The sequence below is a fragment of the Microcoleus sp. genome (assembly GCF_041354475.1).
GTDB lineage: Bacteria > Cyanobacteriota > Cyanobacteriia > Cyanobacteriales > Microcoleaceae > Microcoleus.
Map to the genome: position 1 here is coordinate 1 of NZ_JBGJZU010000049.1, position 26,603 is coordinate 26,603.

26 protein-coding genes are annotated in these 26,603 nt (G+C 44.5%); 12 read left to right on the forward strand and 14 right to left on the reverse strand.

Annotation, left to right across the window (positions count from 1 at the left end):
• A partial coding sequence (locus ACBR23_RS18125) for an FG-GAP repeat domain-containing protein (RefSeq protein ID WP_371125666.1) occupies window positions 1-1,255 on the reverse strand: 1,255 nt, incomplete at its 3' end.
• 158 nt (window positions 1,256-1,413) lie between these two features.
• Here ACBR23_RS18125 and ACBR23_RS18130 point away from each other — a divergent pair.
• Window positions 1,414-1,824, forward strand: a complete 411-nt coding sequence (locus ACBR23_RS18130) for a hypothetical protein (RefSeq protein ID WP_371120132.1) — start codon at window positions 1,414-1,416, stop codon at window positions 1,822-1,824.
• Window positions 1,825-1,944: 120 nt separating this feature from the next.
• Window positions 1,945-2,331: a hypothetical protein gene (locus ACBR23_RS18135; RefSeq protein ID WP_371120131.1), complete on the forward strand. Its 387-nt coding sequence runs from the start codon at window positions 1,945-1,947 to the stop codon at window positions 2,329-2,331.
• 58 nt (window positions 2,332-2,389) lie between these two features.
• Here the strand turns inward: ACBR23_RS18135 and dcm are convergent, their stop codons facing one another.
• Together dcm and ACBR23_RS18145 are read right to left on the reverse strand one after the other, a co-directional pair.
• Window positions 2,390-3,352: a DNA (cytosine-5-)-methyltransferase gene (gene dcm / locus ACBR23_RS18140; protein WP_371120130.1), complete on the reverse strand. Its 963-nt coding sequence runs from the start codon at window positions 3,350-3,352 to the stop codon at window positions 2,390-2,392.
• 101 nt (window positions 3,353-3,453) lie between these two features.
• A complete protein-coding gene (locus ACBR23_RS18145; RefSeq protein ID WP_341736195.1) occupies window positions 3,454-3,594 on the reverse strand; it encodes a hypothetical protein in 141 nt (46 codons plus the stop codon).
• A gap of 22 nt (window positions 3,595-3,616) precedes the next feature.
• On the opposite strand from ACBR23_RS18145, the gene ACBR23_RS18150 reads away from it, so the two are divergent.
• A complete protein-coding gene (locus ACBR23_RS18150) occupies window positions 3,617-4,000 on the forward strand; it encodes a DUF4346 domain-containing protein (protein ID WP_340525167.1) in 384 nt (127 codons plus the stop codon).
• A 59-nt stretch (window positions 4,001-4,059) separates the two neighbouring features.
• On the opposite strand, the gene psb32 is transcribed toward ACBR23_RS18150, so the two are convergent.
• Window positions 4,060-4,782 carry a photosystem II repair protein Psb32 gene (gene psb32 / locus ACBR23_RS18155; RefSeq protein WP_371120129.1) on the reverse strand — a complete coding sequence of 241 codons (723 nt, stop codon included), beginning with the start codon at window positions 4,780-4,782 and terminating at the stop codon, window positions 4,060-4,062.
• 132 nt (window positions 4,783-4,914) lie between these two features.
• Here psb32 and ACBR23_RS18160 point away from each other — a divergent pair, with 132 nt between their 5' ends.
• Window positions 4,915-5,145 carry a hypothetical protein gene (locus tag ACBR23_RS18160; protein ID WP_340525171.1) on the forward strand — a complete coding sequence of 77 codons (231 nt, stop codon included), beginning with the start codon at window positions 4,915-4,917 and terminating at the stop codon, window positions 5,143-5,145.
• Between the two features lie 38 nt (window positions 5,146-5,183).
• On the opposite strand, the gene ACBR23_RS18165 is transcribed toward ACBR23_RS18160, so the two are convergent.
• Window positions 5,184-5,729 (reverse strand): NADPH-dependent FMN reductase, encoded by a 546-nt coding sequence (locus ACBR23_RS18165; RefSeq protein ID WP_371115887.1) that lies wholly within the window; start codon window positions 5,727-5,729, stop codon window positions 5,184-5,186.
• A 202-nt stretch (window positions 5,730-5,931) separates the two neighbouring features.
• On the opposite strand from ACBR23_RS18165, the gene ftsH reads away from it, so the two are divergent.
• Window positions 5,932-7,869 carry an ATP-dependent zinc metalloprotease FtsH gene (ftsH, locus tag ACBR23_RS18170; protein ID WP_371120128.1) on the forward strand — a complete coding sequence of 646 codons (1,938 nt, stop codon included), beginning with the start codon at window positions 5,932-5,934 and terminating at the stop codon, window positions 7,867-7,869.
• Between the two features lie 444 nt (window positions 7,870-8,313).
• Here the strand turns inward: ftsH and ACBR23_RS18175 are convergent, their stop codons facing one another.
• Window positions 8,314-8,865, reverse strand: coding sequence for a M23 family metallopeptidase (locus ACBR23_RS18175; protein WP_341736220.1), 552 nt, complete (start codon window positions 8,863-8,865; stop codon window positions 8,314-8,316).
• Window positions 8,866-9,212: 347 nt separating this feature from the next.
• Here ACBR23_RS18175 and ACBR23_RS18180 point away from each other — a divergent pair, with 347 nt between their 5' ends.
• Window positions 9,213-9,596 (forward strand): hypothetical protein, encoded by a 384-nt coding sequence (locus tag ACBR23_RS18180; protein WP_341736199.1) that lies wholly within the window; start codon window positions 9,213-9,215, stop codon window positions 9,594-9,596.
• 187 nt (window positions 9,597-9,783) lie between these two features.
• On the forward strand, window positions 9,784-11,232 hold the full coding sequence (locus ACBR23_RS18185) for an ATP-dependent DNA helicase RecQ (RefSeq protein ID WP_371120127.1): 1,449 nt from the start codon (window positions 9,784-9,786) through the stop codon (window positions 11,230-11,232).
• Window positions 11,233-11,468: 236 nt separating this feature from the next.
• On the opposite strand, the gene ACBR23_RS18190 is transcribed toward ACBR23_RS18185, so the two are convergent.
• From ACBR23_RS18190 to ACBR23_RS18200, 3 genes are all read right to left on the reverse strand, one after another.
• The gene (locus tag ACBR23_RS18190) at window positions 11,469-11,915 is read right to left on the reverse strand and encodes a hypothetical protein (RefSeq protein WP_371120126.1); all 447 of its coding nucleotides are present in this window, start codon (window positions 11,913-11,915) and stop codon (window positions 11,469-11,471) included.
• A gap of 374 nt (window positions 11,916-12,289) precedes the next feature.
• A complete protein-coding gene (locus tag ACBR23_RS18195) occupies window positions 12,290-12,541 on the reverse strand; it encodes a type II toxin-antitoxin system VapC family toxin (protein WP_371120125.1) in 252 nt (83 codons plus the stop codon).
• Window positions 12,538-12,837, reverse strand: a complete 300-nt coding sequence (locus ACBR23_RS18200) for a hypothetical protein (RefSeq protein ID WP_371120124.1) — start codon at window positions 12,835-12,837, stop codon at window positions 12,538-12,540. The genes ACBR23_RS18195 and ACBR23_RS18200 overlap by 4 nt, the downstream gene beginning before the upstream one ends.
• A 166-nt stretch (window positions 12,838-13,003) precedes the next feature.
• Between ACBR23_RS18200 and ACBR23_RS18205 the strand changes: the two genes are divergently transcribed.
• Window positions 13,004-13,966: an RluA family pseudouridine synthase gene (locus ACBR23_RS18205; RefSeq protein ID WP_371120123.1), complete on the forward strand. Its 963-nt coding sequence runs from the start codon at window positions 13,004-13,006 to the stop codon at window positions 13,964-13,966.
• A gap of 239 nt (window positions 13,967-14,205) precedes the next feature.
• Here the strand turns inward: ACBR23_RS18205 and ACBR23_RS18210 are convergent, their stop codons facing one another.
• Complete coding sequence (locus ACBR23_RS18210; RefSeq protein ID WP_371120122.1) at window positions 14,206-18,855, reverse strand: CHAT domain-containing protein; 4,650 nt, start codon at window positions 18,853-18,855, stop codon at window positions 14,206-14,208.
• Between the two features lie 396 nt (window positions 18,856-19,251).
• Here ACBR23_RS18210 and ACBR23_RS18215 point away from each other — a divergent pair, with 396 nt between their 5' ends.
• Window positions 19,252-19,455 carry a hypothetical protein gene (locus ACBR23_RS18215; RefSeq protein ID WP_371115861.1) on the forward strand — a complete coding sequence of 68 codons (204 nt, stop codon included), beginning with the start codon at window positions 19,252-19,254 and terminating at the stop codon, window positions 19,453-19,455.
• A 137-nt stretch (window positions 19,456-19,592) separates the two neighbouring features.
• Here ACBR23_RS18215 and ACBR23_RS18220 read toward each other — a convergent pair whose 3' ends face one another.
• Complete coding sequence (locus ACBR23_RS18220; protein WP_371115860.1) at window positions 19,593-19,868, reverse strand: hypothetical protein; 276 nt, start codon at window positions 19,866-19,868, stop codon at window positions 19,593-19,595.
• Between the two features lie 169 nt (window positions 19,869-20,037).
• Between ACBR23_RS18220 and ACBR23_RS18225 the strand changes: the two genes are divergently transcribed.
• The 3 genes from ACBR23_RS18225 to ACBR23_RS18235 all read left to right on the forward strand — a co-directional run bounded on the left by ACBR23_RS18225 (window position 20,038) and on the right by ACBR23_RS18235 (window position 23,115).
• Entirely contained in the window at window positions 20,038-21,600 is a 1,563-nt protein-coding gene (locus ACBR23_RS18225; RefSeq protein ID WP_371115859.1) for a nucleoside transporter C-terminal domain-containing protein, read from the forward strand.
• Window positions 21,601-21,889: 289 nt separating this feature from the next.
• Window positions 21,890-22,504 carry a DUF3318 domain-containing protein gene (locus tag ACBR23_RS18230; RefSeq protein WP_371115858.1) on the forward strand — a complete coding sequence of 205 codons (615 nt, stop codon included), beginning with the start codon at window positions 21,890-21,892 and terminating at the stop codon, window positions 22,502-22,504.
• A 176-nt stretch (window positions 22,505-22,680) separates the two neighbouring features.
• The gene (locus ACBR23_RS18235; protein WP_340523732.1) at window positions 22,681-23,115 is read left to right on the forward strand and encodes a response regulator; all 435 of its coding nucleotides are present in this window, start codon (window positions 22,681-22,683) and stop codon (window positions 23,113-23,115) included.
• A gap of 8 nt (window positions 23,116-23,123) precedes the next feature.
• On the opposite strand, the gene ACBR23_RS18240 is transcribed toward ACBR23_RS18235, so the two are convergent.
• From ACBR23_RS18240 to ACBR23_RS18250, 3 genes are read right to left on the reverse strand one after another with little or no spacing between them, the layout of a single operon-like run.
• Complete coding sequence (locus ACBR23_RS18240) at window positions 23,124-23,702, reverse strand: hypothetical protein (protein ID WP_371115857.1); 579 nt, start codon at window positions 23,700-23,702, stop codon at window positions 23,124-23,126.
• A gap of 2 nt (window positions 23,703-23,704) precedes the next feature.
• Window positions 23,705-25,393 (reverse strand): AAA family ATPase, encoded by a 1,689-nt coding sequence (locus tag ACBR23_RS18245; RefSeq protein ID WP_371115856.1) that lies wholly within the window; start codon window positions 25,391-25,393, stop codon window positions 23,705-23,707.
• Window positions 25,394-25,410: 17 nt separating this feature from the next.
• Window positions 25,411-26,553 carry a DNA cytosine methyltransferase gene (locus ACBR23_RS18250; protein ID WP_341736211.1) on the reverse strand — a complete coding sequence of 381 codons (1,143 nt, stop codon included), beginning with the start codon at window positions 26,551-26,553 and terminating at the stop codon, window positions 25,411-25,413.
• Window positions 26,554-26,603: the final 50 nt, after the last annotated feature.

The window sequence follows — 26,603 nt, forward strand, 5'->3', positions numbered from 1 at the left end:
CCGGAGTTGGCGTTGTTACCGGAGTTGGCGTTGTTACCGGAGTGGGAGTTGTTACTGGAGTTGGCGTTGTTACCGGAGTTGGCGTTGTTACCGGAGTGGGAGTTGTTACCGGAGTGGGAGTTGTTACTGGAGTGGGAGTTGTTACCGGAGTGGGAGTTGTCGCCGGAGTGGGAGTTGTTACCGGAGTTGGCGTTGTTACCGGAGTGGGAGTTGGCGTCGGAGTGGGAGTACCCTCATTGATGAGCACTGTCAAGCTTTTGCTCAATTCATTCGCCACAACCAGATCGAGTTTACCATCACCATTGAAGTCAGCAGCCGCAAGTGAGGAGGGACGAGATCCTACTGGAATTTCTGGCTGTTTGGTAAACTTACCAGCATCAGAGTTTAGCAGCACTGAGATGTTATTGCTACCTTGGTTGGCGATCGCCAAATCAGCCAAACCATCGTTATTAAAGTCACCACTGGCGATCGAACTTGGAGAATTACCAACAGTAATATCTGGCTGTTTGGTGAAACTGCTACCCTGAGAATTCAACAAAACTGAAATGCTGTTGCTGGCTGTATTTGCGATCGCCAGATCGGGAAAACCATCGTTATTAAAGTCACCAGTGGCGATCGCCCTTGGTGAATTCCCAACAACTATATCTGGCAATTTTGTCAAGTTACCACCACCAGCATTCAGCAACAAAGTCACATTATTGCTATCTTCGTTGGCGATCGCCAAATCGATTTTACCATCAACATTAAAGTCAATCGCCGTCATCGCCACAGGATTAGTACCAACAGGAATGGCTGGCTGCAAAATAAAGCTAAAACCACGGTTTAGCATCAAAGCGGCCACATTCTGCTTCCCATTGACGACAGCAAAATCTAGTTTACTATCCCCATCAAAATCCGCCGCGATCGCCGCGTCAGGAAAAGGCAGATTACCAAAGCTAAAGGTCGGAAAATTAATGAATCCTAATTTGCTATTTAATAGTAATGATATGCTACTATCTCCGCTATTTGCTACCAAGAGTTCTGGTCTATTATCTCCATTAATAAAATCGGCTGCTAAAACTATAGTGGGTGCGATTCCCACATTTTTGTCCAGTTTGAAATCAAAGTTTCCAGAGCCAGCATTAGCGAACAATGAGATGCTATTGCTGCCTAAATTCGGTACAACTAAGTCGGGTTTGCCATCTCGATCGAAGTCTGTCACTGTCAGTGACAGTGGGTTCGTACTTACCGATACATCTTTACGGGAGAAGTTCAAATTGCGACCCCTCTAATTTTTATTAGTGTATAAAATTTTATGACTATTTTACAGGAGTTTTGCGGTAAGTCAATCGATTTGGGATTTTCCCCGTCAGTCAGGCTGGGAGAGGCTGTGTTAGGATCAAATTAGCGATCGGCTAAAAGGGATTTAATCTTATGACTGTAGCAAACGAACAGATTACTAAGAGCATCAGCAATAGCGGTTTATCAAATTTTCGCATCACAATCGAACGTCTGATCGAGCTTTTAGATTTAGAAGAAGACGATGAGTACGGGATTTTGAGACCGACTGAGTATGCTTTCAGGACAGCGATGAAATTGGTTGTTGAGGCTTATGATAGCATGGGAAACAGTTTTCCTAAATGCTCTACTGGTACTGATGACCAAGGCAGTATTAGACTTGCTTGGCAAAATATAAATACTGATTGTAGAGTTAGGTTATTCTGCCCATCTAATGCCGAGGAAAAAGCTTACATTTATCATCAAAAGAATCAGGAATATAAATCCGAATATCTCATTTCCGCGTCAACATTAGTTCATTGGCTAGAGTGGTTTAACAAGGTATAACTGATAAATTTTATAGGAGTCACTCAGATGTATTATTAAAGAAGTGCTATAATTTTGATTATTCGTGGATAAAACTTATCCTATTTATTCTGCGAATGACATCTTTATGAATAAATATTTATGACTACAAACTATGAATTCGAGCCTTTACCTGAAAGTGCGATTGTCTATAGAGCTTTACTTCGCCGACAATGGATTGACGAAGGAAATAATTTAGTTGTATTTTCCGCTTATTTACTTCGCCCCAATGAACCGGGTTTATCGGTAACAATTGCCAGTGTTTGTTCCCCAGAACAATGTGCGGCAAAATTCCAAAATTGTTACGGAGTTGCTAGTCTCCAAGTAGGACAAATTCGCGAATTAGGTTTAGACGCAATACCTGACTCTGACTCCCATGCTCAGATAGTCGGTTTACCTTATGTGAAAGATGATCGAGATAGGGCTGAAAGATTGGCTGATTTGTTAGCAGAGCGATCGAGAATTGTATGGACACCTTCGCAAACATAGCTGAGCAAATTTTCAGGTTAAATCCGGGTTAAAAACCCCCTGATAATACTCGGCGGTTTCAACCATCGAGTATTTCTTTGGCGATCGCCTCCACCACGGGCACGCAAACCGAATTCCCAATTTGCTTGTAACTTTCTCCCGCACTCGGATAACTCTTAAAATCTTCAGGAAAACCCATCAGACGGTAACATTCCTTCAAAGTCAACTTTCTCACCAAATCTCGATCGGGAAAATAGATAAAAAACCTGCCCGATGTTTCTTGGGAAGGAATTGTCGGATGCACGCCATCTACCGAATAAATACGATTAGGCTGTCGGTGAACCCTCGATAAATGTTCTGTATTTGGCCTCACGCCAGTTTTCCAAGTACCTTTATTTCTGTAACCTACAAATAAAAGTCCTGAATCTTGCTTTCTGGGATATTCAATTAAAGTATACTCCGATTTATCCAATATTTCAAAATCTCCTGTCTCATCTAGAAATTCCCTGAGTTTAGGAGGAAACTTGGTTTTAATTCGAGAAAAATTGAATTCTTTACCCTTAGTCGCCATAATGAATATTCTTTCGCGATGTTGAGCAATGCCAAAGTCTTTAGCATTCAGAATTTGATAATTTACGCTGTACCCCAACTCTCTCAGACTGGCAATAATTACTTTTAAAGTATTTCCCTTGTCGTGATGGATTAAGTGCTTGACATTTTCCAGAACAACTACTTGAGGTTGTTTTACTTTGATAATTTTACAAATCTCGAAAAATAGCGTACCCCTAGTATCTTCAAAACCCAGCTTTTTGCCACAGATACTAAAAGGTTGACAGGGAAACCCCGCGACTAAAACATCAAAGTCTGCTAAATCTGTAGGATTGATGTTACTGATATCCGCAAAAGGTACTTCCCCAAAATTTTCTGCGTACACTTGCCGACATTTGCTGTTGATTTCGCAGGAAAAAACACATTCAAACCCAGCTTTTTCAAAACCTTGTCGAAAACCTCCTATCCCCGAAAATAAATCTATAAATTTCATCTATAATTAAATACAAAATCTTAATCAATCCCATAATAACACATTTTGTTTCTCTCTGTTCTTCCACTCTGCGCTCTCTGCGCTCTCTGCGGTTCATAATACTAATTAGAACAAAAACCCAGCGCCGGACAGGGCAAACCGTAAGTCCCTACAGATATCGCGTAGAAAGCCGATCGCCCAAAAACTCCCAAACTTGTCCCGCAGCCGACTAAACTAGAAATAGCAGGAAAAATTACAGCCATTATCTACTTCCTTTCACCAACCATGAGTCAAACCTTGGAAAACCTCACCGCCATCGATGACAACCTATCCAAACGCCACATCGACCTCGATCCAGGCGGCTACTTCATCATCTATCTCGATCGCACAACCAGCCTAATTTGTGCAAAACATTTCACCAACATCATCGACGATAGAGGCCTCGCCGTCGATCCCGAAACCGGTAAACCCATCCCCGCCCGCGGCAAAGTAGAACGCACTCAGTCTACACTTTTTACCGGCAGAACCGCCAAAGAACTTTGCGTCAAAATCCTCGAAGAAACCCGCCCCAATCCTGTGACAATGTTAGATCACGCGGCTTATTTGGGACGGGAATTTGTACGGGCAGAAATGGCCCTATTGAGCGATCGAGAATACGTTCAAGATTAGTGCGACAGTGCCATAATTTATTCACAAAATGGCAACCGATCAGATTTAGCAGTATCCGATCATGAAAAACCTTGATACCAGAAATAAGTCACCATCGGAATCACTGTCGCCAACACCAACAACACCACCACAATAACTGTGGCATTACCTTGGTCTGTTTCTTCAGCTTTCTTAAAGGTGCCTTCGACTTGAATGTTGTCCACAACTTCAGGCGCCCCCGGATCGGGTTCACCGGACAAAACAGTAGCAATGCGCGAACTGGCATCAGTCAATGCCTCATTGTATTTGTTACCCTCCCGCAGAGGCACTTGCACGGTTTCCCCAGCCACACTCTGGGCAATTTCATCGGTTAGCAGGGATTTCACCCCTTCCCCCGTGCGAATTGCCGCAGTGTTGGTAACAGTGTCGAGAACGAGTAAAATTTGATTAGTCTGGTCATCTGTGGCGGGAAACCACTGTTCAAATAGTTGTTTGGTGAAAGTGGCCGTAGTTTCGCCGTAGTCTAAGCGGTGGATGGTGACAAACCGGACTTGTTTCCCTGTTTGTTGTTCCAAGTTGTCGAGCACGTTGCTAATCGTGGTTTCGCTGTTGCGGCTGAGTACATCGCCTTTGTCGAATACCCAAGTACGATCGCCAGCCGACAACATCGGCATTTCGTAGACACCAGTCGCCAATGCCGGCAAGACAGCCATCTGGGATAGGATCAGGGCGATCGCGATCGCCCCCGCCAAAGGTTGGAAATGTTTTTTCCAACTCAAGAATTTCTTGAAAATTCCAATCATGAGGTTCAGGGTAAAAGTGCCTTTTTTCCAAAAATACTATACAAACCCCCTGAAAAGTCATTTTATCGATGGCAATATTGAGAATTAGCTCAGCAATTGAACGCCCTACCCGATTGTTTTAGGATCGTCACTATGGAACCAGCAGACACTTATAAAGGTTGGATTATTCAGTCTCAGAAAGTATTCTACGTCGAGGTTTGGGATAGCCGTGGCAACCGCCACGTCGCTGTCCAAAATGCCAAAACTGAGGAGGAAGCTTTGGAATTAGCCAAAAAGTGGATTGACAAATATGAGTCAAAACCCGGCAGGATGGTGATGGATGAACCCTATCCCTTCGGAGAGGCGATCGATATGCCATTTTAACTCATAACAATTAATCACTGACAAAAGCCAGCATTTTACTACTGAATTCCGCGCAATTTCTGGGTATTTTCTACTAAGCTGCGAGCAAATTGGTCGAACCTTTCATCCAACTTTTCATCCAACAATTTACCCTCTGGACTAAAAGCCTTCCAAGCTTGTCCGATCGCAATTTGTTCAGGAATCACCCAAGCGTGCACCCATCTCAAAATCACCCGCAAATCATTCAGCGCATTGCTGTTAACTTGCCCTCCCAAAACGGCGATCGAACCTACCACTTTTCCATCTAAATGCTCAAAACTCATTAAATCCAGGGCATTCTTCAATACACCGCTGAGGCTGCCGTGGTACTCCGGTGTTGCCAAAATTAAACCGTCGGCCGCCTTAACCGAATTCTGTATTTTTGCCACATCGGGGTATTGATGATAATCATTCTCTCCAGTACAAAAAGGCAGATTGAGCGATCGCAAATCCCACACTTCCACCTCGGCACCCAGGGCCTGCGCCCGCTGTGCTGCTATATCCAGCGCCATCTGGCTGTAAGAACCAGCCCGCAAACTCCCGCCAATTCCAACTATTTTTACCATAATTAGGTTAAGAGCTAAATAAAACGTACTCATTATGAGTATGATTAATTTAACAAGCTGGATGCTTCATTGTCAACAGAAGGTTGCACAACCAGTGATGGGGACCCCGCCCTCTTGTTAAAATAGATAAACGCAGCAAACGAAGAGCAGCCAATCTTGGCAGTCTTCAACCTTGGTAGTCTTCAACTTTGGGCAAAGCAATATGAAAAATTCTTGGAAACACGCATGGCTGGGGCATCTAGCCGCCAAACAAGACAAGTCGAGGCAGAGTCCTAAAACATCAATTCCTGGACGGCATCTTTGGCGCATCCTGGGCAGTTTGGTGCTTTCTCAAGGAATATTGCTCTCGACACCGGTGTTTGCCGATACCACGCCAAACACCATGAGTTACAGCAAACTGATCGATAGCATAGACAAAGGACAAGTCAGCAAAATCGAAATAGATGAAATCCAAAGAACGGCCAAAGTTAAGCTAAAAGACCAAAAACCAACGGATACAGCCCAAGTTGTTACCCTGTTCGACTACAACAACCGGGAACTTTACTCGCAAATCCGCGCCAAAAAAATCGACTTTGAAGTCAAACAAACCGCAGATAACACTGCCGCCGTCAGTTTAGTCATAAACTTGCTAGTAATTTTCGCAGTGCTAGCAGTGCTGATGGCAATCCTGCGTAGATCGACCCAATCCCAAGGAAATGCCATGAATTTCGGCAAATCCAGAGCCCGTTTCCAAATGGAAGCTAAAACCGGCGTGATGTTCGACGACGTAGCAGGCATCGAAGAAGCCAAGGAAGAACTTCAAGAAGTCGTCACATTCCTCAAAAAACCCGAACGATTCAACGCCATCGGTGCCAAAATTCCCAGAGGAGTTTTGTTAATCGGGCCTCCCGGAACAGGTAAAACCATGTTGGCAAAAGCCATCGCCGGGGAAGCAGGGGTGCCCTTCTTTTCGATTTCCGGTTCCGAATTTGTCGAAATGTTCGTGGGTGTCGGCGCCTCCCGCGTCCGCGACTTGTTCCGCAAAGCTAAAGAAAATTCCCCTTGCATCGTCTTCATCGACGAAATAGATGCCGTAGGCAGGCAACGGGGGGCGGGCATAGGTGGCGGCAACGACGAACGGGAACAAACTCTCAATCAGTTGCTGACAGAAATGGACGGCTTTGAGGGTAACAGTGGCGTGATTATCATTGCCGCTACCAACCGCCCGGATGTCCTGGATACTGCCTTGTTGCGGCCAGGTAGGTTCGATCGCCAAGTAACGGTAGATTTACCAAGCTACAAAGGGCGCTTGGGAATTTTGGAAGTTCACGCGCGCAACAAAAAACTCGACCCAGAAGTTACCTTAGATAACATCGCCCGTCGTACTCCCGGCTTTTCCGGCGCCGACTTAGCCAATTTGCTCAACGAAGCGGCAATTCTCACAGCTAGACGGCGCAAAGATACGATCGCTAATTTAGAAATTAACGATGCGATTGACCGGATCACGATCGGTCTGACTCTCAATCCCCTACTCGACAGCAAGAAAAAGTGGATGACAGCATACCACGAAGTCGGACACGCCCTAGTAGCGACCATGCTCAAAAATGCTGACCCGGTAGAAAAGGTGACAATCATTCCCCGTTCCGGTGGCATCGAAGGCTTTACTAGCTTTACCCTAGATGATGAAATGGTCGATAGTGAAGGTTTGAGGAGTCGATCGCTGCTATTAAACCGGATTACAGTAGCTTTGGGGGGACGGGCTGCCGAAGCCGAAATCTACGGCGACGACGAAATCGACACCGGTGCCGGTAGCGATATCCGAAAAGTTAGCAATCTCGCCAGAGAGATGGTAACGCTTTATGGAATGTCCGATTTGGGGCCTGTGGCTTTGGAAAGTCCTAGCAATCAGGTGTTTATGGGCGGGGAATGGGGTTCGCGATCGCAATATTCCGAAGAAATTGCCGACAAAATCGATCAACAAATTCGGAAGATTGCCTTTGACTGCTACGCAGAAGCCCGCCGGATTATCAGCGAAAATCGTCCTTTGGTCGATCGACTTGTCGAAGCACTTTTGGATTTAGAAACCATCGATGGTGATGAATTCCGCCAAATTGTCGATCGATACACCAAATCGGCGAAAAAACAATTGGCACCGAGATAAAGCCAAAATGAGGAGACGGCAATGCCGTGTCCCTACAATTACTCGTTACCAGGCTCTGGCCTGGTAACGCAGATCTAGAGGCTCTGCCTCCATTTTCCTGATAGATAAGGACGAGGCAGAGCCTCTAGACATTGGTTCCCAGGCCAGAGCCTGGGAACCAGTTAAACCGAGATAAGCAATACGGAGACGGCAATGCCGTGTCCCTACAATATTTTTTACTCGTTACCAGGCTCTGGCCTGGTAACGCAGTAGAGGCTCTGCCTCCATTTTCCTGATAGATAAGGACGAGGCAGAGCCTCTAGACATTGGTTCCCAGGCCAGAGCCTGGGAACCAGTTAAACCAGTTAAACCGAGATAAGCAATACGGAGACGGCAATGCCGTGTCCCTACAATATTTTTTGGGTAGGGACACGGCACTGCCGTCTCCTCTATCTCATTCCTAATTTAAGACTGTTGCGCGTACATTTCCCGGAGCACCAAAGCCGGATCTACCCAACGCCCGCTGTACTTCAGTCCCCAGTGTAGATGAGGGCCAGAAGTGCGGCCCGTCATCCCGACTCTCGCAATTCGTGCACCAGCCGGCACTGTTTGACCTTGCCAAATTTGTAAGCCTTCGCGATCGGTATAATAACGTCCGCCGTTAGCAGTTTCTACTCTGCCTCTGAGGTGACAATAGATATGTTCCCAATTGCCCGATCGCACCACAATACCAGTACCACACCTACCGTCTTCCCAAACTTCCGCAATTTGACCACCCCACCAATTGCGAATATAACTGCCTTCAGGGGCTGCCATGTCCAAACCGTAATGAAAATCGCCGCCGCGGGGACCGAAGGGAGAAGTGTAGTCTTGAAATTTCTCCACAGGAAAAGAAGCTTCTTGCCACAAATTACCTGTGGCTACTTTGCTCGGTAAAGCTGACTGAGCTTTGACCAACTGCTGCTGTAAATAAGGGCTAATCAAAACAATGCCGATCGAAAGTACCAGCAGCAGCATCTGTCGGAGACGAAAAAAGCGTTTTACTGTCAGCGGGCCTCTAGAGTCTTGCAGGATTTTTTTCACGGCTCAAAGTAAGAATTTATGGGCAAGTGTCTATGTTGTCAATTCGCTGCCAGATAGCGTGTGAGCTCTACCCGCTGGGCGAATCAGTTTATCAACGTGTATCTTACTTCATGCAGAACCAGTGTCAAGGCTTCCGGCTAAATGTCGGGGGTGGCGCAACCACAATTTTGGTGGAGAATTCCTGCTACGGTTGAATTCGATCGACTCTTTGTTTGACACTATACTTGTCCGGGGATTTTGGATGAACTCTAAAATCTCATATTTACAGTTGACACCCAGCAATGCTTACTGAAATTTTTCCCTTTAGTTTTGCCATAGACGCAACTGCGATCGCCGGTGCGTCTTTATGGTCTTTGGCCCTGTATTGGGGTCTATCACCCCTGACAGCATGGGTGATTCTGCAACTCAACCGCTGGATGAATTTTGCCGAAAGATCCCTTTATACCTCGGAAGTGGAGTTTGAGAAGACTCGCCAAAGTAGAGAAGCTCAAAATGCCTTTTACGCTTCGCTGTTGAGTATTGTGCCTTTTTTAATTGTCGGGGGACTTTGCAATTGGGGCGTAGAATTGTCTCTCGGTACAGGTTGGGCCGTATCTATGGGTACGATCGCCTGTATTGGAGGCGCAGTTTACGAACTCGGACGCCGAGATGGTGAGGATTCTTAGGGAATTTTAGATTTTAGATTTTGGATTTTGGACAAGACTTACGCGCGGGTGGTCAGAAACCGGGTTTTTGCGACAATATTTCGTTGTCACCCGCAGATTCACTAAAAAACCCGGTTTCTTTTGTCGAAGCGCGTAAGTCCTGTACGATCTCTTAAAAATATCGCATGATCCGTTGCAAATAAAGTGCATGAAAATTAATCCAGAATTAACATTATTAAATCAAGCCCGCGCCACTTTCCAAAAAATTTGGGGATATGCAGATTTTCGACCACCCCAAGCAGAAATTGTCACCAGTTTATTAGCCGGAAAAGATACACTAATCATTATGCCGACTGGTGGTGGAAAATCTATCTGTTTTCAACTGCCAGCTTTGTTACAGACAGGCTTAACTCTCGTAGTTTCGCCGCTGGTAGCGCTGATGGAAAATCAAGTGCAAGAATTGCGCGATCGCCATCTCCCCGCCGCCCTCATCCACAGTCAATTGCCAAGACAGCAGCAGCGACAAACTATGCAATCTCTGCAACAAAATAAGTGGAGATTGCTGTACCTATCTCCCGAAACCTTGCTCAGCAAATCTGTCTGGGAAATCATCAGTCAGCCACAAATACAAATAAATGGTTTAATATTAGATGAAGCTCACTGTTTAGTCCAATGGGGCGATACATTTCGACCAGCTTATCGGCGTTTGGGTACTGTGCGATCGGCTTTGTTGAAAACTAAGCCGGAAGGAAGTAAAATTGCGATCGCAGCTTTTACCGCTACAGCCAACCCAGAAGCACAAAAAATCATCAAAAATGTCTTGCAATTGCAAAAACCGGAAGCATTTATACTAAGTCCCTATCGTTCTAACTTACACCTGCAAGTCCAAACAGTTTGGACTCCGAGGGGACGCAAACAGCAGTTATTAACTTTTATTAAATCTCGACCAAAAGAAGCAGGTTTAGTGTATGTTCGGACTAGAAAAGATAGCGAAAAATTGGCAGATTTGCTGGAAGAATCAGGCTATCAAACAGCAGCATATCACGCAGGCTTAAGTCCAGAAGAACGGCGACAAATTGAAACAGCTTGGCTGAACAATCAGCTTAAATTCGTGGTTTGTACCTCAGCATTTGGGATGGGAATTAACAAGCCAGATGTGCGGTGGGTTGTACATTTTCAAGCACCTTTGCTATTATCAGAATACATTCAAGAAATTGGTAGAGGCGGACGGGACGGCAAATCGGCGATCGCCCTGACGTTAATTAGCGAACCGACGGGCTGGTTATACCCCGAAGATAAACAAAGAAAGGAGTTTTTTGAGGATAAATTGCGATCGCAATATCGAGAAGCGCAGCAGCTAGCTAAAAACCTACCAGTCAAAGGTAATGTAGATGCGGTTTCGCAGGAGTTTCCCGAAAGTGCGATCGCCCTTTCGATTCTGCACAGTAGCGGACAATTAAAATGGCAAGATCCTTTTAATTATGTTATTAATAAATCTGCACAGCAAAAAGCCGAAAAACCCAATTTTACCGTCACTGAGGAAATGGTAAAATATTTGAAACACAAGGAATGTAGGTGGCAATTTTTGCTGCAAGCTTTTGGGTTTGCAAAGGAAGCTAAATCAATGCGTTGCGGACACTGCGATAATTGTAAGTAGATGAGTGGAAAAATACATAAGTATGTGTCATTCTTAGTCCGCGGAGGCGGACTTTGTTTTTGTAGAAGCGATTTCAATCGCCGAATCATCTTCATATTAAATTGCTATCACGGGGGTATAGATATGTGTGAAATTCCGAAGATGTTTGATCTTCTAAATTAGGAAATACTCAATTTTAAATCAAAGGATAACCCGTCTAAAGTACATTGTGACCTAAAAATTCATCTTCATGGGGCTCAGTATTTCAGCGTTTCCTTGACTCCGAGTTGGCTTGGCTCAAAGATAGATACCATTCGACAGAATTTGTGGAATACTATGTAATACTCTTCCCCACTATCCAGATTGTGCCAAAATCTTTGGTTGTGCATTGCTTCTTTTGCATAATAGCCAAATGTGTACAGTGCAATTTCCTTTTTCATTATACCAGACTTGATCATAAAGTAAACCTCTTCCAAAAAGCAGATAAATACCTCTTTTTCCTGTTTTGTGACTGATATGCTGCTAGAGCTATCTTGCAAAAGCTCACAGACTTTCTGGATTGACTCGTTCTCATCGAATCTTTTGCTCATCTCATGAAATTTCTCATATCTACGTATCCTATTGAGATCTACAAACTCAAGAATGCCTTTCACAAAAGCTAGGATTCCTATTAGTCCACCAATAGCTTCAATAAAGTTTTTCATGATTATATATCAAGTAGGAAGAGATGGTAATTATACCCTATTATACTGATGATCGGCAAAAAAGTCATGGTGGGGTTCATCAGTATTTATACTCATCGCAAAAATGACACGCTCTCATGGGGAAGTCCTTGGAGAGGACGTTTAAGCCGTATTGATGGATTTGTGCTAGGTGATTCAAAAAACGATAATTGACGGACGCGAGCTTGAAGATTGGAGGAAAAACGAACAAGATCCTTGATATCAATTTATCATTTGTATATTCACGCATTTATAGAGGTTTGAAGCTTAAAATCAGAAAATACCTATTTCCTGATGTATCATCCGAATGGAGCCGTAAAAAACATTTCTTTTCTTTTAAAAACGGTGACGTAGCTTCATATTAAATTGGTATTATCTACTGTTGCTACTTGACAAAATGTTGCTAACTGCCGCAAAAAATCCAGAGTCCAATCGCGACCTTTGTCTCTGCGAATGATATAGTAAAGATCGCTAAAAGTTGAGGCTGAAATATAGCCTTGAATCTGGGCTTCTTCCACAAAAGTTAAAATGCGATCGCTCTCGGCAAAGAAAGGCTCTCGATCGAGCGCAACATCTACTATGATATTGGTGTCTATCAGGACTTTCATAGGTTATGTTTTTCCTTTAAATACTCCCATTTTGCTTGTTTGTCTGGATCTTCAAAATCGAGCGGTTCCGGTACAGCATCTCGATCGAATAAAGCTTGAAATGCCTTCACGTTAGTTTTAAACTTTTTTTTAGGTGTTTCAAGTTCGATCGCACTTTCTGACGCGCTAGCTTGTTTAACCGGATCGGCTAGCTGCAAGACAATGATTTCCACATCTCCCGGCGGCATATTCACGGGTTCGACAACTACCAAGTTGCCAGTTGCATCGATTTTACCTCTAAGTTTGTATGCTTGCATGGTAATCTCCGATAAATATGTTTCTATTATAGGACATAATAACCTCCTTCATTACCACTCCGCTTCAACATCTGGACTCTTGAAATATCTAGCTAAAACCTTCTCAATCACAATATATTAAGTTATAATTATACAATAACTTACCAATCATAACCAAAGAAACTAAATGATAGAAATAGATACCAAACAAATATACATAGTTGAAAATACAGGGGAATTTAATCAAAATAATGTTAATCCGCGATTAGATATTTGGCTGGCAAACCAGATTCCAGATTTATCCCGATCGCGCATCCAAAGCCTCATATCACAGGGGAACATCAAAGTCAATGACGAAACTTGCACATCCAAAAAAATCTCAGTAAAAACGGGCGATCGCATCCAGATTACCCTCCCCGATACCCAGCCCACTTCCTTACAACCCGAATCAATTCCCCTCGATATTCTCTACGAAGACGACAGCTTAATTATCATCAACAAACCAGCCGGATTAGTCGTCCATCCCGCCGCCGGACATCCAGATGGCACCTTAGTAAATGCCCTACTAGCCCACTGTCCCCTAGCAGCAATCGGTGGAGTTCAAAGGCCTGGAATTGTGCACAGATTGGACAAAGATACCACAGGGGCGATCGCGATCGCCAAAACTGACATTGCCCACCAACACCTGCAAGCCCAACTCAAAACCAAAACCGCCCGCCGCGAATATCTAGGCATAGTTTATGGCATTCCTAACGCCGAAACAGGTACGATCGACTTACCAATCGGTCGGCATCCCACAGACCGCAAAAAAATGGGTGTAGTACCCGTAGACAAAGGCGGTCGCCCCGCAATTACTCACTGGCAAATCAAAGAAAGAATTGGTAACTATAGTCTAATTCACTATCAATTAGAAACAGGTCGCACCCATCAAATTCGCGTCCATACAGCCGAGATAAAACATCCGATTATCGGCGATCCGATGTACAGTTCTAACCGTTCTATAGGGGTGAATTTAACCGGACAAGCCCTCCACGCATGGCGGCTGCAATTGCAACATCCCATCTCAGGAGAATTAATCGAGGCGATCGCACCTTTACCTGACCAATTCAATACTCTACTCAGAATACTGCGACTGCGAGCTCCGACTTGATATATAGCAATCCTAAAATCATTGGTGAATTTCTTACTCCCGGACCTTACTAAGGGGAGGGTTGGGGTGGGGTAAAATTATTTACGACTCCTGCAAGGATTGATATATAGCAATCCTAAATCATTGGTGAATTTCTTACTCCCGGACCTTACTAAGGGGAGGGTTGGGGTGGGGTAAAATTATTTACGACTCCTGCAAGGATTGATATAGCATATGTTAATCCTATCAAATCCCCTCTATTACCAAGGGTTGCCAATCAGGGTAAAAGCAGCCCAAAAATAAGGATGAGAAAGCAGTCGATCGCCCCGCATAGCAATGTCGGGCGGCAAAGCGATCGCTTCATTATGGGCGATCGCCCGCAACATCCCATCTTGAATCTGTACCCGCCCCCGCAACAGCTCCAATTGCGCCCGTCGCAAAGCATCGGCTTTCGTAATCAAATTACCCCCACTTCTGGGTAGTCGCAACTGTCGATAAAACTCCGTCATCAGCCCCAAAGTCCCATCATCGCTGACTTCCCACAAACTCGCCAACGCCGATTTAGCACCACTAGCCACCGCCAAACCCGCAAACCCCAACTCCGCCTCTTCATCGCCCAAAGCCGTACTACAGGCGCTCAAAACTAACAAATTTACCGCCGGTTCATTCCACCGCAACTGTCGCATTTGATTGATGCGCAACTTAGTATCCCATAACTGAATGTAAGAATTTTTTGGTTCCCCCGGCAAAAATTCGCTGTGAGTTGCTAAGTGAATTATCCCAAAAGGTCGATTTTGTCGCTGAGATTGCAAATTACGTAGAGTAAAATCTTGATTCAAAAAAGATTGTCCTCGATCGGGTGGCACGATGGACTCCAACTCCACAGGCACCGCAGGTAATGGGGCTTTATCTTCAAACACCGAAGCCCCCATGGCCAAAATTTCATCATCGGCAATATTATCATAACCAATATCAGTCAAACTCAAACTCGGTATCACGCTCAGGCTGTATTGTTCAACTAAGAATTGTTTACCATCGTGCAAGGCTGCAAAGGGAACACTTCGCAACCCAGCAGCGGGAATTATCATCAAATTATCAATCTTTAAACCTGTGATTTCTGAGGCTAAGGGCGCGATTAACCAGTTATAAAGTTTTTGAGCAGTATCCAAATAACTAACACTATTTCTGCGTCGAGGATTAGTAATTTCCGTTTGAAATGCGTCCGCCAATTGCAATACTTGCCACCTAGTCGCTTTGGGGATTAAAAACCGCTGGGGTTGAGCATTAGCTGTTACTAACACTAACTCCAAAATCTCTCCTTTAGGAAGATCGGCAACTGCTTTGGTTTTTGGGTTCAACCTCTCCCCCAACTGTTCTCCTAAAAAGCGATCGGAGTCACCATCGGTTTCACCTGTTTTTGGTGTCCGCTTTTGTGTGACAGGTAATAAATTAGATAAATCCTGACTAGCTACTAAAACACCACCATTTTCTTTGGTAGCTTTGGCGTCATCACTACTGACCCAATTCATATAAATAATTGCCGATTTCACCCCTGTAATCGCCTCATTTTTACGAAGAATTTCGTAAATCACCGACATATTAGTAATCGGCTTTCTCGGAGATAAATCCAAATATTTTTCATATTCCCGCGTAAATGTTCGCTCAAAGGCTAAAACTCCAGCCCCGGCAGAATTTGAGCGGTTAGAAGAAGTGGAATAGGTGGAATTCACTGGAGAATTTTTACCAGTGGGCGGCCGCAATTCTACTTGTAAAGATGGAGGAATAGATGGCTTAGTAATCGGATTTATAGGGGCTGGATTTACGACAGGAACAGGTTGGGTAATTATTTCGGGAATTGGTTCAACTGGAACGGGGATTGGTTGGGGAATGGGTATAGGAGTCGGTGACGCACCGTTGGTGATGAGGGAAATCTGATTTAAAAAACTTCCCTGAGTGTAAGTTTCCAAAAAAGAAAGAGTAGGCAAAATAGCATTTTCCGCCCCAGCATTAATGCTTCCCCGCGTGCCATTTTCCCCATCGCTACCAACGACAAAAGGTCGATCGCTACCACCGGAATGTCGAATCACGATCGCCCCGCGATTCCCACCTCCGGCAGTAGAAATACTGGAAATATTGCCTGAAATATCATTAAACACATTGTTCGATCGAAACAAACCCTTGGTAGTGATATCAACATTGCCACCACTCCCTGCGTTACCGCTTTGAGCGTTGATGAAACCCAATTGAATATTACCGATCGCATTTAGAGACACATTGCCGCCACTTCCCACACTGCCGGCGGCGCTGACATCAAAAGCAGAAATAGCCGCTGTCGAGGTGAGAGAAATATTGCCGCCGATCGCCCCTGAAGCATTCAAAGCACCCGCCGTTAAAGCACCCGCATTGCTTTTAAGGACGATCGCCCCACCAGTGCCCCCAGACACCCCCGAATCGATCGCACCCACAGTCAAACTATTTCCCTTAACCCGAATATTCCCACCCTTAGACAGAATATTAGCAGTCCGAACCTCACCAGTTGCTTGCAAGTTCACCGCACCACCATCCGTCCTCAAATTACCCTCTAAGAGGACATTTTCCCCCTTGATATCAGCTCCAGAAGTAGCTGTCGTACTCCCCCGCAGGGTAGCAGAATTACGCGCGTTCACCTGGAAATTTCCCGTGGTAATTGTCCCATTCCCCGTCACCGCAGCAGCATCAGCCCTGAGAAGGCCCAAGCTTTGAGTTTGCCCGATCGCGCTGCCAAAAGTAACGTTGCCGCCAGCTAGCAAGGCCAAATTAGGGGCTGTATCCATCGCACTGTCGAGACTCTGGGCAAAAGTGATATTACCAGCAGTGGTGGTAATGGTGGCGTTGCGACTGAGGGTGACGGGACTGTTGAAAGTGATGTCACCGCTGGATGTAGCGATGTTAGCGCCGATCGCCGTTTGAGCCGCCTCGAAAGTCAAAGAAGCGCCACCGATGGCTGTCAAGGGGTTTTGGATATCGATGGATATTCCTTGAAGGGTGAGGGGGCTGAGGATGGTGGTGGGCCCGACGATGGCGATCGAACTGGTGTTTTCCCGCCCGATGGCGATCGAGCGAAAATCCCCCGCCAAAGCACCGATATCCCCTGCCGTCAAGTCCAAAATACCCAAAATATCACCCGTACCGCCGATCCGAATTGCTCGATCGTCATCGGGTTGCAAGCGAATTGTCCCCCCCGCACTGCTGACGGAACCGCGATCGCCTCTCAAATCAATGCCGCTAGCGGTGAGAGCGATATTGCCGCCCTTAGCATTGAGTCCACCCACAGAGATGCTGCTAGCAAAAATATTGATGTTACCGCCTTGAGTCTCGATCGAATCCTTGGGGTCATTGACAAAAAACACTCCACCTGCATTAAATGTCACGCTGTCTCCTGTTCTTGCTTGGAGTCCCAGTCTGTTGTCCGCCAAGTCTTGGAGGATGATATTGTTGGTTGCCTCTAGAACCACATTGCTGCCGGCACTCATCTGTTCTAGCTGCACTTCGGAGATGGTGGTTGAACTCGATTCTGTGGCGGTGTCCAGTTCCCCGCCCATGGATGGCGCGCTGGTTTCGCCCTTACCGTTGACGATGGTAATATTTGCCGGATCGAGCCTCGAAGTGCCGATCGCACCGTTAGGCGCGCGGGTATCGACCTGTCCTTGGAAAATCAAAGAACTTTTGCCGGAAACTTCCACTTCTCCACCGTTACCGCCGAGATTACCGCCACGGGCAGTAATATTGCCAAAGAAGCGAGTGATGTTGTCGGCCCAAATTACCGCTAGGCCACCATTACCACGGTCGATCGCGTTTAGTGCGAGGCTAGAGTCAGGACTAACGTATGTTACCAAGGCATTGGGTATGGGTGCTTGCCCCTGGAAACTGCCTCCCACGCGCACCACACCTCCACCCTCAATGCCGGAAGCATTGATAGTCGCACCGAACAAGCCTACTTTTTCGCCTAAAATATTGACACTGCCGCCTCTGGTGCCCGCAGGCGCAAACACATTGACTGAACCGGAGACGATCGTACTTGCGCCATTTACCCCCACTGTTGTGCCACCTGTGAGCACCAATTCACCTTTTGCATTAGTCGTTAAACCTGTGGCTGACATGACACCTGGCCCTGTCAGCAACTGTGGCAAAGCTACCGGGGCGATCGGGTTGTTTTCTGACTGCAAAGCCGGAGTAATTTCTAAACTTAATAAATTGCCCGCTTGACTAATCCGAACAGCATTGCTTCCCGGCACAGCCGCCACCGTAATTTGACCACCAGGAGCCGATAATTGTCCTGTATTAATCACCGTGCCTCCGAGCAAAGTTAAACTTTGTCCGTTGCCAACTACCAGGTTTCCAGCATTGACAATGGCACCAATTTGTGAATTATTAAAATTAAATTGAGTCGGATTTCCCACCAAGGATTGGTAATCATTGATGCCCGTGCTATTAAACCAACTCTCGCCAAAACCAATCCCTGTAGCCGTGGTTGCCAAAAAAGACCCCGGCACGTTTAATCTAGCATTTTGACCGAAGATAATACCTGCGGGATTCATCAGGAATAAATTTGAATTGCCACCGCTCACGGAAATGAGACCATTAATCAAAGAAACATCACCACCAGTGATTCTACCTAAAATATTTTGAATCTTGGGATTGGTGAGAAAATTGGCAATTTGACCTTCGCTTAAATTAAATTGGCTGAAGCTGTGAAACAGATTTGTGCCGTTGACCGAAAGTTTGCCACCGCTAATATTCCAGCGATTTTGCTCGGCATTCACCACCGTATTAGTGCCGTCAGGTGCGGCAACCACAGGTTGCGATTTCACTGCTAGGGGTAGCAGTGAAATCGCTAAACTCAGAATTATAGCAGAGCGAATATAGGTCATTCGATTTGAAATTTTAGATTGGGAATTTTAGATTTTAGATTGAACAGTTCGGTCAGCATAGGGTGCATCTCATTTTTGCAAATATATTCCTAGGGGCGAAGCATGACCGCAGTAAATCTCTGGCGATTGCTAATAAATTGTCTGCGGTCATGCTTCGCCCTTACCAAATTGAAATGCACCCTCCGCATAAAACTCAAATTCCAATTTCCCCATTCCCTATTCCCCATTCCCCATTCCCCATTCCCCATTCCCCATTCTATAAAGTTAGTGTCTTGACAAACTGCCCCCTAAGTCATAGAATTATAAAAAACTTTGATAGATTCCCCAAAACCCAATAAAAATCTGGATTTTGTGATGAATTTAAAAACAGACTATTTATTATTTGAGAGACCAACCATGTCAACCATACAAACTCAAGATTCCCCATTTTTAACAGAAGAAATAGTCGCTCAAATATTTGCGGATGGGGAACTGACTCGTGCTCACAGACAGCGGATTAAGTTAATGCTTTTAGATGAATCCATCGACGAACATCAATTAATTCTCATCGAAAGAGTGATGGCCGGCGTAGTCCAGGGAGTGCTTGATGTACTGTATTAATTAATATATATATTCATCCAGATACCATTTGTCTGTTGAGTAAACTACAGATTTCCGGTAGGAACTTAGACCAAACCTAAGTCCCTACTCCTGTGCACTTGATTTCCACCTAGAGAAAACTACTATTACTTGAACTTTCAGAAATCATCTGAGTCGTCAGTGGTGCTCTCATCGCGACGCACAAGCTCCGAAGGAGGGCGATCGTTACTCCAAGCCCACCACACACCATCGCACTGACAGCGATAAAATTCCTGCCACTTGCGACGGTTGAATTCGGTGTATACTGGCGATCGACGATTAATCCATACCTCCTGCGCCTCCGTGCAGCTAGCACCGCATTTCGGACAGCAGAATTGATGAGCGTGAACTGCTGTCGCAGTCCATTCGGGAGGAATTGGAGCAAAAGCTTCCATGTGTTCGAGTTTAGATTAAACTGCTGGTAATTAAGGCAAATCAAGGGTTGCGAAAGCTCCGCAGAACTCGTACAGTTAATTTTTTTGACATTTGCCCTCAAATGAAGAGTATAACTGATTTGATATAAGGCATCAGCCGATATTCTCAGATATTTCAAGGACTAGGGTCATGTCTATTTACAACTTTATCTCATTTCTGGGCATTTTTGGCTTATGCGCGATCGCCTGGATTTTTTCCGAAAACCGCAAACCTCAGTATATACCGTGGCGGGTCATCATCTGGGGTATTGGGCTGCAATTACTCTTGGGGTTTTTAGTGTTCCTATTTCCCCCAACTCGTATCGCCCTAGAGTGGTTTACTAGCTTACTTGATGGCGTATTTACCGCTGCTGATGCGGGGGCGAGATTTGTATTCGGCAAAAACATTGTACCCATACCAGGCCAAGAACCTCCAGTTAATTTAGGATATATTTTTGCCTTTCGAGCTTTGCCAACAGTGGTGTTTTTTTCAGGTTTGATGGCTTTGCTTTATAACATCGGTGTTATTCAAATTATAACCGAAGTTTTCGCCAAAATTTTTTATATGACAATGCGTTTGAGTGGCGCAGAAGCACTCAGCGGTGCTGCCAATATTTTCGTAGGCATTGAAGCAGCAATTGTGGTCAAGCCTTACTTGCCTAAAATGACTCGTTCGGAACTTTGTGCCATCCTATCTTGCTGTTTTGGGACTGCTGCTTCCTCAACTTTAGCAATTTACGTCAGTTTCCTCAAGCCTGTTTTTCCCAATATTTTAGGACATTTAGTTTCAGCTTCCATTATTGCCATTCCAGCTTGTTTCGTCCTCTCCAAAATATTAGTGCCCGAAACCGAAGTGCCGCTGACAATGGGTGGTATTCCCAAGGAAAACCCAAAACCTCAAGGTCGAGAATTTGTGGGAGAAGAAATTGATGACTTGGACGGCGCAATTCCCCAACAAGAAACCGTTGGCGGAGAACCAATCGAACGAGTTAGCCCTTTGGATGCTGCCATCATCGGTGCCTTGGATGGGGTAAAGATGGCAGTGGCGATCGCCGCTGTTTTAATATTAATCTTAGGTTTAGTTTCCTTAATCAATCAATTCTTTGGCTGGCTGGCTATCTTGCCAAACCCGATTGGTGGCTTTTTTAAAGTAGTAACCTTGGCCAACATCATGGGATTCTTATTTTATCCCCTGACGCTGTTAACCGGAGTTCCCCTTGAGGATTCTTGGCAAGCATCTATAATCATCGGCCGCCGACTTTTGGAAACAGCAATTCCACCTTATCAAACTTTAGCAGAAGTGGCTGGGAAAGGACTGGTGAGCGATCGCACAGTATTGATTGTCAGTTACGCCCTTTCCGGCTTCGCCCACCTAGCCTCTGTCGGCATATTTGTCGGTGGCACAATCGCCCTAATTCCCTCCAGGCGCAAAGACATTTCCGAACTTGGTTGGAAAGCATTATTTGTCGGAACTTTAGCCACCATGATGATTGCTTGCATCGCTGGCTTATTTGACACAGGAGATGCCAGCATTTTAGGTACTAAAACACCTACTGCTGCACCATTAACAGCCCCTGCTTCTGACAAACCAGCGGCAACTTCCAAGCCCTCAGTTGCCCCAAAAATTGCCAACCCAAAGCCTTCGCCCAAGAGTGAAAAAGCAACTCCCAAAGCTCAAAAATCTCCATCTCCCGACTCCAAGAAAAACCCTTAATATAGTAACCGTTGCATCGGAATGATTTAACCACAGAGAACACAGAGAACACAGAGAGAAATTAATAATTCCGATGAACAGAGGAATTGATATCAAGCCCCTCTCCCCCATCTCTTTCTTCCTGATTCCTGACTTTCCCCCCTAGGGGGGGTGACTTATTCCTGAATTTCCCCCCTAGGGGGGGGCAGGGGGGGGTTCTTCTTCCCTCTTCCTTCTTCCCTCTTCCTTCTTCCCTCTTCCTTCTTCCCTCTTCCTTCTTCCTTCTTCCCTCTTCCTTCTTCCTTCTATTATGAATCCCGAACCAGAAATTCGCCGCCTGTTAGATGTGATGCCAGCCTCCGGCCGCATGATGTGTAAAATCATTAATAAGCCACAGCAATCAAAGGTAATAGACTGTCAATTTCCTTTACCTTGGAATCGCAATCGACCAATTTATATTAATTTTGATCTGTGGAAGTTGCTGTCTAAGCCGCAGCGAGATTTACTAATATTACGCAATGTCAGTTTTCTGGGAAATGTTCAGTGGTTTAAAGTCGATATTTATCAAGGGGCAGCTCTGGCGGGAGTTGTCGGAACAGTGGTAGAATTATTGCAGGGAGATGCGATCGGCACTGCGATCGCCGGCGGTTTGACGGGACTTGCTGTAACTCGAATTTGGCGGGACAACCGGAGTTCCCAAGTAGAGTTAGAGGCTGACGAAGCGGCGATTAAAGTAGCTCTCCGGCGCGGTTACAGCGAAGAAGAGGCCGCCAGACATTTACTATCGGCGATCGAGGCTGTAGCGCAAATAGAAGGTTCTGGGTTGGATTTTAATGCTTTGATTCGGTGTCAGAATTTAAGGGCGATCGCCGGGATTTCTGCGGTAGGTGTGCCTGATAATATAGCTGAAGGAAAAAGGTTTTAGGAATGAAAATTTGAGTTCAAAGTGCGATCGACCTCACTCAAGGTTCACCAAACTCATATTACTTCATATCTCTTGACATATTAAGGGCATTAATTCATATTTTCTCCATTTTCTTCGTCTAATCTGAAACTGTCGGCGATCGAGTTGACCATCTGACACTCAAAGTGAGGAAACCTATGATCAATATGCTCTGTTCAAATCAAGTTATCCAGAACAATCACTCCGAAACTATCAATCCAACTACCAAACGCATTTTAGTTGTAGATGATGACGAGTCTATCCGGGAAGTTGTGGCTTTTTGCTTGCAAAAATTCGGAGGTTGGGAAGTTTTAACTGCCTCATCAGGAGAGGATGCTTTGCATCAAGCCAGTACGGAACTTCCCGATGCGATCGTTTTAGATATGATGATGCCTCAAATGGATGGTTTGACTTTTTTAGAATACCTGCGATCCAATCCAATAACCGTATTCATTCCTGTGGTACTATTAACCGCAAAAACCCACTTACCCGAAAGCTATCTGTTTCCTAAGCTGGGTGTAATAAAGACTATTTATAAGCCATTCTTCCCTTTAGAATTAGTTCAAGAAATTGACCTGGCTCTTGAATTGTAAAACTATATTTAACTAATTAAGCTATTTTTAACCGCACGAGCGATTAAAGGTGCTTTCTTTTCTAACCCTTCTAGATTCAGTTCTCCATCTAGATACATCCGATACCACTCCTGACGTTGTTCTATTACCCATTCACTATTCTGAAGTTGTAACTTTTTGAGTGTAAATTCAGCTAGTTGGCGCTTGTGGGAAGGCACCAAATCAGTCAAAACTAACTGACAAGAAGGGAGAATAATTTCAAACCAATTATCTTCAACTTCAAAAGGGTCGAGAATTTGTTGATCGTAAGTTCCTTTGCAGCTATTTACCCGTTGCAAAGCATAGCGATAGTTTTGCCATTCATAAATCAAATGGCGGTTTTCTGCTTTACTTTTACTCAAATAATGATCGACAGTTCCCATCCGACTCGGTATGTACATAACTGAATAGCCACAAAGATTTTGGAACCCTTTAGCTAATGCGGGTTTTAAGGTAGACCAAAAATCTTTTGGTTCTTTCCCAGGATTGTTAACTAACCAATTATTGCCTGCTTTTCGCACCTGTTGCTCAAAATCTGCTGGTTCCGGTGGCGGAGTAAATCGCATCATATTTACTCTACCTCGGTGCTCACAATCCATCGCGGCCAAAAGCGATCGTGTTCTGGTAAAACTCGCAGGAGTTCTTGATGAATTTGCTCTTTAGTTCTTAGGTATTCAGGAAAAGCATCTATGCTTTCTCCTCGCATGAAGGTATACGCAGCATCAATCGCTATTTCTGCTTCGCGGGAACGAGCCTGTTTCAACCCAAAAATATCGGAAGTTAGCCAACCAACAGCATCCCCATGTTTTGTCCAAGGAATTTGATTAAGAGTTACATCTTTACCCTGTAACTCAAACAAAAATAACTTATCTTGTTCCTCATCAAATTGAGGCTCAATAGAGGCAAGTACCAGAGGAGAATGAGTAGTCGCTATTACTTGAATTTTTATCTTTTTTTTGATATTTATAGCGACTTCTAAGATGGCGGGCAGAATAGATCGTTGCCACTGAGGATGTAAGTGAGCTTCAACCTCATCCATCAGCAAAATCATCTGATCCACAGGTTCTTGCTGTCGCAGCTTAGATGCTAGCGTGTGTTCGTACCAAGCCCACACCAGCAAGTAAGCTAATCCTAAAATACGTTTTATTCCTGCTGATGCGTAGATGACAGGGACATTACCGTAAGGTAAATTAAGTGTAGGAATATTACGAACATCCTCAACAGAAACTCGCATTGGCTCTCCCGGTTCCATCCATTCATCTGCATGGGGAGCAAGTTGCTGAATTACGTGGGATAAAAGTTCAAATTGGGATCTATCGGGTTGACGTTGCCAATTCACCCAATCGTGAATTAAACCATTACATAGGACTTTATCACCTACTCTTAATCCATTCCAGAGGCTATCGCTAGTAAAATGATAAGAACTTGAGGGCTGGCGAGTAGAATCGAAAACTGAAAATCCATCAACACGGATATAAATAATCAAGCTTTTCAAACTGGGAGACCTTCGCAGATTGAGCCATTTCTGATCGGAATAACTAAATAGACTTCTGTACTCCTCAGAGTCTTTTTGATTGCTCAAAAGAGATATAATTTCTGGTGTCTCTCCTTCTACTTGTTGGGGAAAAGCAGGATGTTCAGACCAATTTCCGGTTAGTACCCACCACGCAACATCCAACAAAAAAGTTTTTCCCAAACCGTTATCTCCGGTAAATAAATTGATTCGTTCACCAAACTCCACATCGAATTGTGGGGCTGAGCCAACCCATTTGATGTGAAGTTCTTTCAGCATTTTGTGCTGCATAGACACATCAAATTCTAAGTAGTAGTCATAATCCGATAATTTATACAGACGGATATAGTCTCTACCGTACTTCTGCAATGTCTCGCTAGTAACGGGTTCAAATTGTTTCAGAGCACCACTTTGTTCTAACTTACCTTTTATCCAGCGGCCGAGAATTTTTAAGTCATTCTTGGATCTAAAGTTTTTATAATTTGCTCCTTGAGTTTGACAGTCAAATGTTAAACCATCATCTGTGTGAGCGATAAAATCACCTTTTGGGTAGATAGGATCGCTTATTGTTTTTGAATCCACAATAAGTTCAACTTCGTACCAATCTCTTGGGATAAATTTACCAGTAGATTTATTCTCCCGCCCTTTGCCAAAAAAAATATTGAGATTTGATTGCTGCTCTTTATCAACTCTTGATAATGATATGTCCACATAGGGAGTTTCAGGAGTTATGCTAGGTATCGACATTCAATTACCTCACTTGACTAAACATTAACCGTCAATTGTAATTGCTGTTCAGAAGCCTCTGCTTCTGCGTGTTCTAATCGTTCTTTAATTGACATTAATTGCAATTTTTTATTTAAATTGTATAAATCTATTTTCTGATAATCCTCTTGAAATAAGGGAATCAGTGATTCAACAACTTCAACTATTCCATCGGGCGGAACTGCATTGCCAATTTGTCTTCTTACTTCAGTAATAGAACCCTCAAAAACAAAATTATCGGGAAAACTTTGTAACCTTGCTCTTTCCCTATTTGTCAATGAACGGGGTTCGGGATAATGATATCCCCAAGTACCGCCACCACCACCAGCAATAATTGTAGCACAGGGTTTATCTGGATGAATTCGCCGATAAACGTGACTGATCATGCCTTTTACATAGTAGGGACTATCTTTGGGAATATCAGTAAAATTCCCTCCCGGTTTGATGCGACTCAAAATTTCAATGGTTCGTGGTTGAATTTTCTGATGTTCTTGATTATATTTGACTTTTTCGACATTTTTGAGTGCTTGGCCGGCAGTTCGATAAGGATAATTGCGATTTTCACCGTATTTTGGCTGAGGATGTACAAAGTTAAATCCTGTATCCATCCGAATGCCAACTAATAATACTCTTTGGCGAAATTGGGGGACTCCGTAATCCGCAAAGTTGTAGAGTTTGGGTTTGACTAAGTAGCCGGGAGCGATACTTTCAAAGTCTGAAATTATTTGTTTGATTGCTTGATAATTATTGGCGCTTAATAAGCCTTTGACATTTTCTGCTACAAAAGCTTTGGGTTTTTTTTTATTGACAAAATCTAGAAAGTATGTGTATAAATTGCCTCTGGTTCCTTCCAGTCCTGGACGTTTCCAAATCATGGAAAAGTCTTGACAAGGAAATCCTCCTATACATATGTCTGCATCTGGAACTTGGGTAATGTCTATATTTTCTATGCTGTCATTGACGATGACATCGGCGATATTTCTGCTGAATGTTTTGCAGGCGTATTTGTTAGAGTCGATCGCCCAAACTACCTCAAATCCGGCTTGGTGGAATGGCAAGTCCATGCCGCCACAACCTGAAAACAATGAAATCAGTTGGGGTTTTTTTTTCCAGGCGATGGGCTTGAGACGTTCGATTAACATATTAGTTCGTAATAGGACAATGGCTGGCTGGATGCCAGCACCACAAGATA